Consider the following 13,495-nt stretch of genomic DNA (forward strand, 5'->3'; position numbering starts at 1 on the left):
ATGGCGCGTGCGCTGGAGCTGGCGCGTAACGGGCTCTACTCCACGCACCCCAACCCGCGCGTCGGCTGCGTCATTGTGCGTGACGGCCAGATCGTCGGCGAGGGCTGGCATGTACGGGCTGGCGAGCCGCATGCCGAAGTGCATGCCCTGCGCCAGGCCGGCGAACTTGCCAGAGGCGCGACCGCCTACGTCACCCTTGAACCGTGCAGCCATCAGGGGCGCACGCCGCCCTGTGCCGATGCGCTGGTCAACGCCGGGCTGGCGCGGGTCGTCGCGGCCATGCAGGACCCCAACCCTGAAGTGTCCGGTCGTGGCCTGTTGCGCCTGATGAATGCCGGTATCGGCGTTCAATGCGGCGTGCTGGAAAGCGAAGCGCGAGCGCTGAACAAAGGCTTTCTCAAGCGCATGGAAACAGGACAGCCCTACATACGCGTGAAGATGGCCATGAGCCTGGATGGCCGAACCGCTATGGCCAGCGGCGAAAGCCAGTGGATCACCGGTCCCGAGGCGCGTTCCGCCGTTCAGCGTCTGCGCGCGCAGTCGAGCGTAGTGCTGACCGGAGCCGATACGGTGCTGGCCGACAAGGCCCGCCTCACCGTGCGCCCCGATGAGTTGGGTCTCAATGCAGAATTGACCGCGCTGGCCGCTGCGCGTCCGCCCCTGCGGGTATTGATTGACGGTCGTCTGCGTGTGCCGCTGGACGCGCCGTTCTTTCAGGCGGGCAGTGCGCTGGTCGTGACCTGTGCTGCGGCGTCGGCGCGAGGTCGCTATCAGGAAGAAGGCCACGAAATGCTGGCACTGGCTGACAGCGCCGGTCATGTGGACCTGCGCAAGTTGATGGGCGAACTGGCCACGCGTGGCGTCAATGAAGTGCTGGTCGAAGCCGGTCCGCGGCTGGCGGGTGCCTTTGCGCGTCTCGGGCTGGTCGACGAGTTTCAGATATTCATTGCCGGCAAGTTTCTCGGCTCATCGGCCCGGCCGCTGCTCGACCTGCCGCTGGCGCAGATGAGCGAAGCGCTGGAGCTGAACATCGTGCAAATGCGTGCCGTCGGTAATGACTGGCGAGTCATCGCTCTCCCTGTGCGCGCACCCGGCGTATAATTCCCGGCTTTCGCCTTGCGCGCAGCCCTTGTTCTCCCGGAGGACCCATGTTTACCGGCATTATCGAATCCATCGGCAGCATCCGCGCCCTGACTCCCAAGGGCGGCGACGTCCGCGTTCACGTGGAAACCGGCAAGCTCGACCTGAGCGACGTCAAGCTCGGCGACAGCATTGCCGTCAATGGAGTATGCCTGACCGCCGTCGAATTGCCCGGCGACGGCTTCTGGGCTGACGTCAGTCGTGAAACCCTGACCGTAACTGCCTTCGTCGATCTGAAGAGCGGCAGCCGGGTCAACCTGGAAAAGGCCCTGACTCCGACCACGCGTCTGGGCGGTCATCTGGTCAGCGGCCATGTTGACGGCGTGGGCGAAATTGTTTCCCGTGCCGATAACGCCCGCGCCATTCAGTTTACGGTGCGTGCTCCGCGCGAGCTGGCCAAATACATCGCCCATAAAGGCTCGATCACGGTCGACGGCACCAGCCTGACGGTCAACTCGGTCAATGGTGCCGAGTTCGAACTGACCATCGTGCCGCACACCCTCAGCGAAACCATCATGGCCGACTACCAGCCTGGCCGTAAGGTCAACCTGGAAGTAGACCTGCTGGCACGTTACCTGGAGCGCCTGCTGCTGGGCGACAAGGCCGCCGAGCCTGGCCACGGCACGATCACCGAAAGCTTTCTGGCCGAAAACGGCTACCTCAAATCCTGAATTGATTGAAGGGGGTGCCGCGTGGCGCTCAACACTATCGAAGAACTGGTTGAAGACATTCGCCAGGGCAAGATGGTCATCCTCATGGATGACGAAGACCGCGAGAACGAAGGCGACCTGATCATGGCCGCCGAATGCGTGCAGCCCGAGCACATCAACTTCATGGCGCGTTTCGCCCGTGGCCTGATCTGCATGCCGATGACCCGCGAGCGCTGCGAAACCCTCAAACTTCCGCTGATGGCACCGCGTAATGGCTCCGGCTTCGGCACCAAGTTCACCGTTTCCATTGAAGCCGCGGAAGGTGTGACCACTGGTATCTCCGCAGCTGACAGGGCACGTACCGTTCAGGCTGCCGCCGCAAAAGAAGCCAAAGCCGAAGACATCGTCAGCCCGGGGCACATCTTCCCGCTGATGGCTCAGGCCGGTGGCACTCTGGCTCGCGCCGGTCATACCGAAGCGGCCTGCGACCTGGCGCGCATGGCCGGCTTCGAACCGACGGGGCTGATCTGCGAAGTCATGAACGACGACGGCACCATGTCGCGTCGCGCCGAACTTGAAGAATTTGCCCGGCAACACGACATCAAGATCGGCACCATTGCCGACCTGATTCACTACCGGATGATCCATGAACGTACCGTTCAGCGGATTGCCGAGCAGCCGATGGACAGCGAACTGGGCAGTTTCAACCTGGTGACCTACCGCGATTCGGTCGAGGGAGATGTGCATCTGGCGCTGACCCTGGGCAAGATCTGCGCAGAAGAACCAACCCTCGTGCGTGTTCATAACATGGACCCGCTTCGCGACCTGCTGATGGTCAAACAGCCCGGCCGCTGGAGCCTGCGCGCCGCCATGCGAGCGGTTTCCGAGGCTGGCAGTGGCGTTGTGCTGTTGCTCGGTCATCCGCTGGATGGCGATGTGCTGCTGGCTCACATTCGCGAAACGGCAGGGCAGCAACCGATCAAGACGCCGACCACTTACAGCACGGTGGGTGCCGGTTCGCAGATCCTTCGTGACCTCGGCGTGCGCAAAATGCGCCTGATGAGTTCACCGATGAAGTTCAATGCGATATCCGGTTTCGATCTGGAAGTTGTAGAATACGTGCCCTCCGAATAAATACCGGCAGGTCGGGGCGTGCGAAAGACGGTTTTTCGCAGCTTTTGGCCTGACAGTTGCGATTCGTGGCCTAATATCCCTCAAAGTCCGCCCCAAGGCGGGCTTGCTCTTTAATACGAGACTCACCGAATGACCTTGAAGACCATCGAAGGTACCTTCATCGCCCCACAAGGCCGCTACGCCTTGGTAGTGGGCCGTTTCAACAGCTTCGTCGTGGAAAGCCTGGTTAGCGGTGCCGTTGATGCGCTGGTACGCCACGGTGTCAGCGAAAGCGACATCACCATCATCCGTGCGCCGGGTGCGTTCGAAATCCCGCTGGTCGTGCAGAAAGTTGCCCAGCGCAGCGAATTCGCGGCCATCGTCGCACTGGGTGCGGTGATCCGTGGCGGTACTCCGCACTTCGAATACGTTGCAGGTGAGTGCGTCAAAGGCTTGTCTCAGGTGTCCATGGAGTTCGGCGTTCCGGTCGCTTTCGGCGTACTGACCGTCGACTCCATCGAGCAGGCCATCGAGCGTTCCGGCACCAAGGCCGGTAACAAGGGCGCTGAAGCTGCTCTGTCCGCCATTGAAATGGTAAGCCTGCTGTCGCAGCTGGAGGCCAAGTGATTTCCGACGATACCGACCAGTTCAACCCGCGCGACGCCAAATCGCCGGAAGCTGCCAAGGGCAAAAGTGCCAAACGTCGCGAAGCGCGGCAGATGGCTACTCAGGCCCTTTATCAGTGGCACATGGCTGGCCATGCGTTGAACGAGATCGAAGCACAGTTTCGTGTCGACAACGATTTCAGCAATGTCGACGGCGCCTACTTCCGTGAACTGCTGCACGGTGTGGCCACCAACAAGACCGAGATCGACACCGCGCTCTCGCCTTGCCTCGACCTGACCATCGAAGAACTCGACCCGGTTGAACTGGCCGTCCTGCGCCTGTCCACCTTCGAGCTGCTCAAGCGCATCGACGTGCCTTACCGCGTTGTGATCAACGAAGGCATCGAGCTGGCCAAGGTTTACGGCTCTACTGACGGTCACAAGTTCGTCAATGGCGTGCTGGACAAGCTGGCACCGCGCCTGCGTGAAGTCGAAGTGAAGGCCCACAAGCGCTGAATCGCGCCTGACCTTTATGGGAGAGTTCGAGCTGATCCGCAATTACTTCGCCGCCGCGCCCTGTGCGCAGGCAGGCGGGGAAGTTGCTCTGGGGATCGGCGACGACTGCGCGCTGCTGGCGTTACCGGCCGGCGAGCAGTTGGCGATCTCGACCGATACCCTGGTTGCCGGGGTGCATTTTCCTGACGTCTGTGACCCCTTTCTGCTTGGCCAGCGAGCGCTGGCGGTATCTGCCAGTGATCTGGCGGCCATGGGCGCTCGTCCTGTCGCGTTTACCCTTGCCTTGACCCTCCCGCAGGTCGATGCCGACTGGCTGCAGGCATTTGCTCGCGGCCTCAATCACATGGCGCAGGGCTGTTCGCTGCGTTTGATCGGCGGCGATACCACACGCGGGCCCCTGAGCCTGACGCTAACGGTGTTCGGCGCTGTTCCAGCCGGCTCGGCCCTGACGCGCAGCGGCGCTTGCGCGGGCGACTTGCTCTGCGTTGGCGGCGCGCTGGGTGATGGCGCAGGTGCGTTGCCGCTGGTCTTGAAGCAACGCAGCACCGAGGCTTCGATTGCCGAGGCGTTGCTGGCCCGCTACTGGTCGCCGCAACCTCAACTGGCGCTGGGGCAGGCATTGCGGGGCAGGGCGACGTCGGCGCTGGACATCTCCGATGGGCTGCTGGCTGATTGCGGACACATTGCCCGTGCATCAGGCGTCCGGCTGGTCGTCGAGCGTGACAGGCTGCCGATGTCTGATCAGTTGCTGACGTTGTTCGATCTGCCGTCTGCCCGGCAGGCTGCGCTTAGCGGTGGCGACGATTACATCCTGGCTTTCACGCTGCCGTCCGGGCACCTTGCCCGTTTGCTGGATGAAGGCTGGCCGGTGCACGTTGTTGGCCGGGTAGAGAAGGGCCAAGGTGTCGTTGTTGTCGACGGCGCAGGGCTGGATGTCACGCCCGATACGCGTGGCTACCAGCATTTCGGCAGCGCGCAGTGAAGCGATGCACTGCGTCTATCTATCGAACTTTATGATCTAAATGCCCGAGAATTCAGCCTGAGCGTCCGCAGGAACCTGCTGTTACAATGCGAATCTTGCGAATTTCCAGTCTTCATACTGATCAGGAGCACACGGTGCCCGTCGTATTTGTCGCCGCTTCCAAACTGCCCACCCCCTTTGCAGAGTTTGCCATGCACGGCTTTATCGAGTCGGCAACCGGCCGTGAACATGTCGTCCTGAGTCTGGGCGATGTGGCGGACGGTGCGCCGGTTCTTGGCCGCGTGCATTCCGAATGCCTGACAGGCGACGCCCTGTTCAGTCAGCGTTGCGATTGCGGTTCACAACTTGAAGCCGCCCTGCGCGCCATTGCTACCGAAGGGCGCGGCGTATTGCTGTATCTGCGTCAGGAAGGGCGCGGTATCGGCCTGATGAACAAGATTCGCGCCTACGAGCTGCAGGATGGCGGCGCTGACACAGTAGAGGCCAATGAGCGTCTGGGCTTTGCTGCCGACCAGCGCGATTACGCGATCTGCCTGCCGATGCTTCAGCACCTGGGCGTTCAATCGTTGCGTCTGATGACCAATAACCCGCGCAAGGTCAAAGCCTTGACCGACATGGGCATCACGGTCGCCGAGCGTGTGCCGTTGCACACCGGACAAAACCCGCACAACCGCCTTTATCTGGCGACCAAGGCGGGCAAGTTGGGACACATGATGGGTAACGAGCATCAAAGCGAGGTCGGCCCCGCGTGACACGCAGCGAGGTGCGCCAAAAGCTGGAAATGGCGTGGTGGCGTCAACTGGGTCTGACCCTGGCACCATTGCTGGTGGTCTGTGTGTTTTTCGGTGCCAGCGAGCCGCTCATTCCTGTGTTGGCGATACCGCTGTTCATTGCCGGGATAGGCTCGATGTTCGTCAGCCTGAAGCCCTTCGGGGCTTACAAGCGAGCGTTAACGGCTACCCAGGCTGCACTCGACACGCCGGAAGAACCGGCAGCATGGCTCAAACTCGCTGCTGTCCGCCGTCTGGCCTTTCTCGCTGCCGGGCTGCCCGCCTGGATCGCCGCCATCGCAGTGCTGTTCGGCTTGCACCCTTTGCCGGTCTGCCTGCTGGCGTTTGCCAGCGCAGTCCTGCTCTACCTGTACCGCATTCCTGCGCTTTCCCGCTGATCGACCCTGGCTGATTTTTCCAGACGAAGTGGGTACGACCAGCCGGAAATCCGATCAGCCCGCCAGCAACCACACACCCGTTGCCGCAGAAGCTGCACCTGCGATGCGCACCAGCGGTGCTGCCGCCTGAGGCAATACGCGAACCACGGCATAACCTGCCGCATGCAAGGCTGCAGTCGCTGCCACGAAGCCTGCTGCGTAAGCCCATGGGCTGGACATGTCCGGAAGCTCAAGGCCATGCGCCACACCGTGGAACAACGCAAACAGTGCTGTCGCTGCAACGGCCAGTGCCAAGGGCGGACGCACCGCCAGTGCCACAGCCAGACCCAGCGCCAGTACCGACGCGGCAATGCCGCTTTCCAGTGCTGGCAGGTTCAGACCTTCAAAGCCCAGCACGCCGCCGATCAGCATGGTGCCGACGAAAGTGCAGGGCAGCGCCCAGCGTGCGGAACCTTGCTGTTGTGCGGCCCACAAGCCGATGGCAAGCATTGCCAGCAAATGATCCAGACCGCCAATCGGGTGGCTGATACCCGCTATCAGACCGTTATCGCCATGACCGGGGTGGGCCAGCGCCAGGGTCGGGATCAGCAGCAGCGCGAGGGCGCCAAGGGCTTTTTTGTAGTTCATCGACGGGTTCCTTTTGGTTGTGAATTCAGGCGGCTGCAGTGAGCAGACCCTGGCGTTCAATGAAGGCAATGATCTGTTCCAGACCCTGACCGGTTTTCTGGTTGCTGAACACGAACGGCTTTTCGCCACGCATCCTGCGCGTGTCGCTGTCCATCATTTCCAGTGACGCGCCCACCAGCGGTGCGAGGTCTATCTTGTTGATCACCAGCAGATCGGACTTGCAGATACCCGGGCCACCTTTGCGAGGCAGTTTGTCGCCTGCCGATACGTCGATCACATAAATCGTCAGGTCGGAAAGCTCCGGGCTGAACGTTGCGGAAAGGTTATCGCCACCGGATTCGACAATGATCAGGTCCAGGCCCTCAAAGCGGCGATTGAGCTGGTCAACCGCCTCCAGGTTGATCGAAGCGTCTTCACGAATGGCGGTGTGCGGGCAGCCACCGGTTTCAACACCGATGATGCGCTCAGGGGCCAGTGCCTCGTTGCGCACCAGAAAGTCAGCGTCTTCGCGGGTATAGATATCGTTGGTCACGACCGCCAGGTTATAGCGGTCGCGCAATGCCAGGCACAGCGCCAGAGTCAGAGCTGTCTTACCGGACCCTACCGGGCCACCGATGCCGACGCGCAGAGGTTGGCTGTTCATTGGGTTCTCCATAAATACTGATCAGGACCGGAATAACCGGCTGTATTGACGTTCGTGCGCCATGCTCGCCAGGGACAGGCCGAAGGCCGCGCTGCCAGCATGGTGGGTATCTTGTCGGGTGGCATTGACCTGCGCTTGCTGCAGTAACGGCAACAGCTCGCTGGTCAGGCGTTGCGCAGCTTGCTGGCCGAGTGGCAGGGTTTTCATCAGCACGGCCAACTGGTTTTCCAGCCAGCTCCACAGCCATGCGGCCAGTGCGTCTTGCGGGCTGATCTGCCAGGCACGTGCGGCCAGCGCCCAGCCCAGGGCCAGATGCGGCTCTGCAGTCTGTTCAAGAAAGTGGCGTGCATCGCGATCCAGCTCAGGCAGGCCATTGAGCAATTGTTGCAAGGAATAACCCATCTGCCGGCTTTCCTGATGCAGCTCGCGCGTTTCACGGCTGGCGCGGTGTTGCTCGCTGACTTGCAGCAGTTGGCCCCAGTCACCGGCCGACGCTGCTTCACAGTGGGCCAGCAGCAAGGGGGCCTCGAAACGGGCGAGATTGAGCAACAGCTGATCGCTGATCCAGCGCCCTGCAGTCTGCGGGTCTACCACGATGGATTGCTCCACGGCCATTTCCAGCCCTTGTGAATAGCTGTAGCCACCAATCGGCAGCTGCGGGCTGGCCAGACGCAAAAGCGCCCAGGCGCTGTTCACTTGCGCACGCCGAACTGGTGCATGCGCGGCGGATAGTTGAAATCCTCTTCGCCTGCACGCGAGTGGTGATGCCCGCCGCCATAGGCACCATGTTCCGGCTGGAACGGCGCTTCGATGGTTTCGACGGTGGCACCGAGCTGATCGAGCATGGCCTTGAGCACGTAGTCATCGAGCAGGCGCAGCCAGCCGTCGCCGACTTGCAGGGCTACGTGACGATTGCCGAGATGATAGGCCGCGCGGGTCAGTTCGAAGGTACTGCTGCAAGTAACGTGCATCAGCTTTTCCGGGCGTGCGCAGACACGCACCACGCGGCCATCTTCGGCCTTTAGAAACTCGCCATCGCGTAGGGGCGATTGACCGCGTTGCAGAAACAGGCCCACGTCTTCGTTTTCCGCACTGAAGCAGCGCAGGCGACTCTTGCTGCGTGCCTCGAAATTCAAATGCAACTCGGCGGCCCATTCGGCCTGAGGTTCGATTCGGTTGTGAATCACCAGCATTAGATAGCTTCCAGCCAATTGCGATGCTTCAAATCAGAGCAAGGGGCTTGCCAACAGGGCAGGCTGTAGGAAATTGCTGGCGGAAGTGGCTGACTTTTAATTGTGCACGGCCTTATCGTGCTCATTTATGGTGCGCAACAAAAAAAGCGACCTGTTTTGGTGCTATCACTGACTTCAACTGACGCTCAATCGTGACTGCCGAGCCCACGCCAGTGCCGTGCGCCGATAAAGATGAAGCGCAGTTGCTGGGTAATCTTGGCCTGAGGTGTCAGGTGCGGTGCAAGCGAAGCGGGTGGAGGGTCGATCAGTTCCGGCAGCATGGCGAACACGCTTTTGACCACAAGGTCGGCGATGATCGACAGCGCGTCAGCGTTCAGGTGCTGCCATTTGGGCATTTTTGCCAGGTCGGCCGTCAGGTCGGCGCTGATGCCCTCGCGCAGAGCCCCCAGAGCCTGACGCACTTTAAGAGAGCCGCCATACTGTTCACGGGCCAGAAAAAGAAACTGCGAGCGATTGGCCGAAACACGCTCTAGAAATATCTTAACTGACGCGCGAATCAGCCCGCCCATGGCGAATTCGTTGTGGCGTACCAGCCGGATGGTTTCGCGGAAGGTCTGGCCGACCTCACTTACCAGCGCCAGGCCCAGCTGGTCCATGTCTTCGAAGTGACGATAAAACCCGGTCGGCACGATGCCCGCCGTGCGTGCCACTTCCCGCAGGCTAAGGCTGCCGAAGCCGCGCCCGCTTTCCATCAACTGATGGGCAGCGTCAAGCAAGGCTCTTCGGGTCTGTTGTTTCTGTTCGGCGCGGGGCAGCATGGCTCAAACGATTCTTGGATTAGGCTGGACTGCACTTTAGCAAATGCGCTTTACCTGCGTCGAAAGGGTTTTCATTCAGACTCTTTTACGTGCGCTGCAGCGCGGGTGCTGGCCTTTGGTGCGATTTCGTATTCAAATCAAACCCTCGGCGCGTTTGTCAGTCGAACATTCATGTCGTATTCAGCGCGCCAGGGTTGGGGCGCTGTTTTCTGGAGAGTCACGCATGACGCGCAGCCGCAAGATTTTCGCCTGGACAGGTGCCACGTTGTTGGTGGTGCTGGCCATACTGGTCATTGTGCTTGTCACGTTCGACTGGAACCGCATCAAACCTACCCTCAATGAGAAAGTCAGCGAAGCGCTGCATCGCCCGTTCGCCATCAATGGTGACCTGGATGTGCGCTGGACGCGCGAGCCCGAGCTCGGTGGCTGGCGTGCCTGGGTGCCGTCGCCGCACTTCGTGGCCGATGACCTGACACTGGGTAATCCCGAGTGGTCGAAAACTCCGCAGATGGTCACTCTCAAGCACGTTGAGTTTCGTCTTTCGCTGTTGCCGCTGCTGGCTCAGCAAGTGGCCATCCCGCGTATCGATTTGACCGGTCCAGAGGCAAAGCTTGAGCGGCTGGCCGATGGTCGCGCCAACTGGGTGTTCGACCTGCCCAAATCCGACCCGAACGCTGAACCTTCCAAATGGGTGGTGGATATCGGGGCCATCAAGTTCGACAAGGGGCTGGTGAGTTTCAATGACCAGACACTGAATGCCAATCTGGATGTGGTGATCGACCTGCTCGGCAAGCCGATCCCGTTCAGCGAAATCGTTGGCAGCAAGGAAGCGCAAAAGGCCCAGGAAAAGGGCGCAGTACCTCAGGACTACGCGTTTGGTCTGGCTGTAACAGGCCAGTACCACGGTCAGAAGCTGAGCGGCACCGGCAAGGTGGGTGGCCTTCTCGCACTCAAGGATGCCAGTCAGCCTTTCCCGGTGCAGGCCGATGTGAAGGTCGGTGATACCCACGCGGTCATCGCCGGGACCCTGACCGACCCACAGAACCTGGGTGCGCTGGATCTGCGCCTCAAACTTTCCGGCGCGAGCCTGAGCAATCTGTACCCGCTGACCGGCGTGACCCTGCCGGACTCTCCGGCTTACTCCACCGATGGCCGCCTGATCGCCAAACTGCATGACCCGGCAGGAGCCAACTTTCGTTACGAAGGCTTCAACGGCAAGATCGGCAACAGCGATATCCACGGCGATCTGGGTTACGTAGCCAGCCAGCCACGGCCGAAGCTGAGCGGCGTGCTGGTGTCCAATCAGTTGTTGTTCAGCGACCTCGCGCCACTGATCGGTGCGGACTCAAATGCCGCTCAGAAAAAGCGCGGTGGCGAGAGCAAGCAGCCATCGGGCAAAGTCCTGCCCGTAGAAGAATTTCAGACCGACCGCTGGCGAGCGATGGATGCCGACGTGGAGTTCACCGGCAAGCGCATTGTGCAAAGCCCGGACTTACCGTTCACCGACCTGTATACCCATCTGATTCTCAACGATGGTCAATTGAGCCTGGAGCCGCTGCGCTTTGGAGTGGCAGGCGGCAAGCTGGATGCGGATATCCGCCTCGACGGCCGCAACAAGCCGTTGCAGGGCAGGGCGAAGCTGTCGGCGCGCAACTTCAAGCTCAAGCAGCTGTTCCCGACCTTTGAACCGATGAAAACCAGCTTCGGTGAGCTGAATGGCGATGCCGACATCAGTGGCCGAGGCAACTCGATTGCCGCTTTGCTCGGCACCGCCAACGGTGAAATGAAAATGCTGGTCAACGACGGCGCGATCAGCCGTGGCCTGATGGAAATTGCCGGGCTCAACGTGGGCAACTACGTGGTGGGCAAGCTGTTTGGCGACAAGGACGTGAAGATCAATTGCGCGGCTTCTGACTTCGGCATCAAGGACGGCTTGGCGACCAGTCGGCTGTTCGTCTTCGATACCGAGAACGCCATCATCTACATCAATGGCACCGCAAACATGAAGACCGAGCAACTGGACCTGCAGATCAACCCGGAATCCAAGGGCTTCCGCGTGTTCTCGTTACGCTCGCCACTGTACGTCAACGGCCCGTTCGCCAAGCCCAATGCAGGCGTGCAGTCCGGCCCGTTACTGCTGCGCGGCGCCGGTATGGTTCTGCTCGGTGCAACCGTAGGCCCGGTGGCCGGTCTGCTGGCGCTGGTCGCGACAGGCGATAGCGCACCGAACCAATGCGGCCCGCTGCTGGAGCAGATGCGCACCGGCAAGGCGCCGAAGACGGTGAAGTGATTGCACACTCAAGGATCAGCGGTGCGATGCAGATCTGTGACGCAGAGCGTCACGCAAGGCATTCCGACGCTGGAGCGAGCGGAACGATAATCTCAACTATCGTGCGACGCTCCGAGTCGCATGCCGCTCTGGACGCTCCGCGTCCGGTCTTGATGTACGGTGCGATGCAGGCTTGTGACGCAGAGCGTCACGATCGGCATGCAAAGGGAGCACAGGGAACGATAGTCGTGCGTCGAACACGCATTCCAGTTGTCCACAAAAAAAGCCAGGACACAGGTCCTGGCTTTTCACTTGTGGCCGCTTGTTACAGGCCTTCGAGGATGTCCGACATGTCGTCGGCGTGCTCTTCTTCCTGAGCAAGAATCTCTTCAAAGATGCGGCGGGTGGTCGGATCGCTGTCACCGATGTACTGAATGATCTCGCGATAGCTGTCGACCGCGATGCGCTCGGCAACCAGATCTTCGTACACCATTTCCTTCAGCGTGTTGCCCGCAACGTATTGTGCGTGGGAGTTCTTCGACAGCAGGTCCGGGTTGAATTCCGGCTCGCCGCCCAGCTGCACGATGCGCTCGGCCAGCTTGTCGGCGTGCTGTGCTTCCTGTTCAGCGTGCTCCAGAAACTCGGCTGCCGCCACGCTCGCCTTGAGGCCGGACGCCATGTAGTAGTGGCGTTTGTAGCGCAGCACACAGACCAGCTCGGTCGCCAGCGACTCATTGAGCAGGCGCAGCACGGTTTCGCGGTCAGCGCTGTAACCTTCAGTCACAGCACCATTTTCAACGTTCTGGCGCGCACGCTGGCGCAGAGTATTTACATCGGAAAGCTGTGATTGCGGTGCAGAAATCATCATTTATCTCCAGGGTTCATCAGGTTTTGCTGTCCCGCTCTGTATGGTGCCCGGCAGGATCAGCAAAGGTTGTGAGTGCTGGAGGAGGGGAAAAGTTTTATCGGATTTTCGCCGGTGCGGACGGTTGTGACTGAATGTAAAAATATAAGAAACGAGTGCAGAACGCTGCGGTCCCAACCATGAGACCCAAATAAATCGTGGAGATACACAATGCTTAAGTTTCTGGGAAGCACCGTCGGCATCATCTTTCTGATCGGCCTGGTCGTGGTTATTGCCCTGTTCAAGCTGGTTTTCTAAGCGTCAACCTGCTGGTGGGCCTGATACTGCGCTCTGGAGGGTTCTCTGGGGCGTGGTGTACCTTCTAACCTGGGGAATGTGCTGTGATTCGTCGGGTAATTTAGGCAAATCACCACCGTCTACCCTGCGCCCGGACCTGCTTGGGTGCGCGTCATTATCATCTTTCAAGCGCGGGGAATCACAAACTGCGTGAGCCAGATCAATGCCATAAGCACCACGATCTGCGCTGTCCAGGGGATGAACAGCAGGTACTTCATGTTTTTAGGAAAGCTTCTGGATTCCTTTATATCCATAAGGCCTCGTTTCTTACCCAAGCCGGGAAAAATCAAAAACAGATACATCATCCCGCATCGCACCATTTTTCCAGGCATGCCTGCGTCGCCGTACGTGGATTTGTTGTCTGTGATGAGCTTGCAGTTGGGTAAGTGGGATTCGAAAATGTGCGTGTAATTATGTGCTACGTAGGCTGACGCGAGAATAATGATGAACAAGGCAGCGTACAAAAAAATCCCAATCAGGCCCGGCTCGATACTGGTCAAGTTCTGATCTCGCTCATGAATACTGTTCCCTTGTACGCTTTATGAAAGGGGCATGTATGCCTTCTATCCT

At 60.1% G+C, this 13,495-nt stretch carries 16 protein-coding genes; 9 read left to right on the forward strand and 7 right to left on the reverse strand.

All coding sequences use genetic code 11. From position 1 onward, the window contains the following. The 8 genes from ribD to RYC18_RS00440 all read left to right on the forward strand — a co-directional run bounded on the left by ribD (position 1) and on the right by RYC18_RS00440 (position 6,174). Positions 1–1,101 (forward strand): bifunctional diaminohydroxyphosphoribosylaminopyrimidine deaminase/5-amino-6-(5-phosphoribosylamino)uracil reductase RibD, encoded by a 1,101-nt coding sequence (gene ribD / locus RYC18_RS00405; protein ID WP_161798123.1) that lies wholly within the window; start codon positions 1–3, stop codon positions 1,099–1,101. 47 nt (positions 1,102–1,148) lie between these two features. Continuing rightward, complete coding sequence (locus tag RYC18_RS00410) at positions 1,149–1,811, forward strand: riboflavin synthase (RefSeq protein WP_002555429.1); 663 nt, start codon at positions 1,149–1,151, stop codon at positions 1,809–1,811. A 21-nt stretch (positions 1,812–1,832) separates the two neighbouring features. Beyond that, positions 1,833–2,924 carry a bifunctional 3,4-dihydroxy-2-butanone-4-phosphate synthase/GTP cyclohydrolase II gene (gene ribBA / locus RYC18_RS00415; protein WP_005745957.1) on the forward strand — a complete coding sequence of 364 codons (1,092 nt, stop codon included), beginning with the start codon at positions 1,833–1,835 and terminating at the stop codon, positions 2,922–2,924. A gap of 129 nt (positions 2,925–3,053) precedes the next feature. Continuing rightward, complete coding sequence (ribE, locus tag RYC18_RS00420) at positions 3,054–3,530, forward strand: 6,7-dimethyl-8-ribityllumazine synthase (protein WP_002555427.1); 477 nt, start codon at positions 3,054–3,056, stop codon at positions 3,528–3,530. Further along, positions 3,527–4,024: a transcription antitermination factor NusB gene (gene nusB / locus RYC18_RS00425; protein ID WP_002555426.1), complete on the forward strand. Its 498-nt coding sequence runs from the start codon at positions 3,527–3,529 to the stop codon at positions 4,022–4,024. The genes ribE and nusB overlap by 4 nt, the downstream gene beginning before the upstream one ends. A 16-nt stretch (positions 4,025–4,040) precedes the next feature. Next, positions 4,041–5,006, forward strand: coding sequence for a thiamine-phosphate kinase (gene thiL, locus RYC18_RS00430; RefSeq protein ID WP_005782055.1), 966 nt, complete (start codon positions 4,041–4,043; stop codon positions 5,004–5,006). Between the two features lie 134 nt (positions 5,007–5,140). Further along, positions 5,141–5,758 (forward strand): GTP cyclohydrolase II, encoded by a 618-nt coding sequence (gene ribA, locus RYC18_RS00435; RefSeq protein ID WP_004655834.1) that lies wholly within the window; start codon positions 5,141–5,143, stop codon positions 5,756–5,758. Next, complete coding sequence (locus RYC18_RS00440; protein WP_004666326.1) at positions 5,755–6,174, forward strand: hypothetical protein; 420 nt, start codon at positions 5,755–5,757, stop codon at positions 6,172–6,174. Before ribA ends, RYC18_RS00440 begins: the two co-directional genes overlap by 4 nt. A 54-nt stretch (positions 6,175–6,228) precedes the next feature. Here RYC18_RS00440 and RYC18_RS00445 read toward each other — a convergent pair whose 3' ends face one another. The 5 genes from RYC18_RS00445 to RYC18_RS00465 form a co-directional block, all read right to left on the reverse strand. Next, complete coding sequence (locus RYC18_RS00445) at positions 6,229–6,801, reverse strand: HupE/UreJ family protein (protein WP_057404486.1); 573 nt, start codon at positions 6,799–6,801, stop codon at positions 6,229–6,231. A gap of 25 nt (positions 6,802–6,826) precedes the next feature. Further along, the gene (ureG, locus tag RYC18_RS00450) at positions 6,827–7,444 is read right to left on the reverse strand and encodes an urease accessory protein UreG (RefSeq protein WP_003368915.1); all 618 of its coding nucleotides are present in this window, start codon (positions 7,442–7,444) and stop codon (positions 6,827–6,829) included. A gap of 21 nt (positions 7,445–7,465) precedes the next feature. Further along, the gene (locus RYC18_RS00455; RefSeq protein WP_002555420.1) at positions 7,466–8,140 is read right to left on the reverse strand and encodes an urease accessory protein UreF; all 675 of its coding nucleotides are present in this window, start codon (positions 8,138–8,140) and stop codon (positions 7,466–7,468) included. Continuing rightward, positions 8,137–8,637, reverse strand: a complete 501-nt coding sequence (gene ureE, locus RYC18_RS00460) for an urease accessory protein UreE (protein WP_004655826.1) — start codon at positions 8,635–8,637, stop codon at positions 8,137–8,139. The genes RYC18_RS00455 and ureE overlap by 4 nt, the downstream gene beginning before the upstream one ends. A 185-nt stretch (positions 8,638–8,822) precedes the next feature. Beyond that, complete coding sequence (locus tag RYC18_RS00465) at positions 8,823–9,455, reverse strand: TetR family transcriptional regulator (protein WP_005782057.1); 633 nt, start codon at positions 9,453–9,455, stop codon at positions 8,823–8,825. Positions 9,456–9,678: 223 nt separating this feature from the next. On the opposite strand from RYC18_RS00465, the gene RYC18_RS00470 reads away from it, so the two are divergent. Next, complete coding sequence (locus tag RYC18_RS00470) at positions 9,679–11,745, forward strand: AsmA family protein (protein WP_016982345.1); 2,067 nt, start codon at positions 9,679–9,681, stop codon at positions 11,743–11,745. A gap of 304 nt (positions 11,746–12,049) precedes the next feature. Here the strand turns inward: RYC18_RS00470 and RYC18_RS00475 are convergent, their stop codons facing one another. Then, positions 12,050–12,589 carry a bacterioferritin gene (locus tag RYC18_RS00475; protein ID WP_004655820.1) on the reverse strand — a complete coding sequence of 180 codons (540 nt, stop codon included), beginning with the start codon at positions 12,587–12,589 and terminating at the stop codon, positions 12,050–12,052. Between the two features lie 461 nt (positions 12,590–13,050). Further along, positions 13,051–13,425 carry a hypothetical protein gene (locus tag RYC18_RS00480; RefSeq protein ID WP_016982346.1) on the reverse strand — a complete coding sequence of 125 codons (375 nt, stop codon included), beginning with the start codon at positions 13,423–13,425 and terminating at the stop codon, positions 13,051–13,053. Positions 13,426–13,495: the final 70 nt, after the last annotated feature.

Origin of the sequence: Pseudomonas syringae group sp. 247E2, from assembly GCF_032587795.1 — a bacterium.
Classification (GTDB): Bacteria; Pseudomonadota; Gammaproteobacteria; order Pseudomonadales; family Pseudomonadaceae; genus Aquipseudomonas; species Aquipseudomonas amygdali.

Coding starts and splice junctions, on each gene's coding strand:
- ribD (WP_161798123.1), top strand. CDS start 1: ATGGCGCGTGCGCTGGAGCTGGCGCGTAACGGGCTCTACTCCACGCAC.
- RYC18_RS00410 (WP_002555429.1), top strand. CDS start 1,149: ATGTTTACCGGCATTATCGAATCCATCGGCAGCATCCGCGCCCTGACT.
- ribE (WP_002555427.1), top strand. CDS start 3,054: ATGACCTTGAAGACCATCGAAGGTACCTTCATCGCCCCACAAGGCCGC.
- thiL (WP_005782055.1), top strand. CDS start 4,041: ATGGGAGAGTTCGAGCTGATCCGCAATTACTTCGCCGCCGCGCCCTGT.
- RYC18_RS00445 (WP_057404486.1), bottom strand. CDS start 6,801: ATGAACTACAAAAAAGCCCTTGGCGCCCTCGCGCTGCTGCTGATCCCG.
- ureG (WP_003368915.1), bottom strand. CDS start 7,444: ATGAACAGCCAACCTCTGCGCGTCGGCATCGGTGGCCCGGTAGGGTCC.
- ureE (WP_004655826.1), bottom strand. CDS start 8,637: ATGCTGGTGATTCACAACCGAATCGAACCTCAGGCCGAATGGGCCGCC.
- RYC18_RS00465 (WP_005782057.1), bottom strand. CDS start 9,455: ATGCTGCCCCGCGCCGAACAGAAACAACAGACCCGAAGAGCCTTGCTT.
- RYC18_RS00470 (WP_016982345.1), top strand. CDS start 9,679: ATGACGCGCAGCCGCAAGATTTTCGCCTGGACAGGTGCCACGTTGTTG.
- RYC18_RS00475 (WP_004655820.1), bottom strand. CDS start 12,589: ATGATTTCTGCACCGCAATCACAGCTTTCCGATGTAAATACTCTGCGC.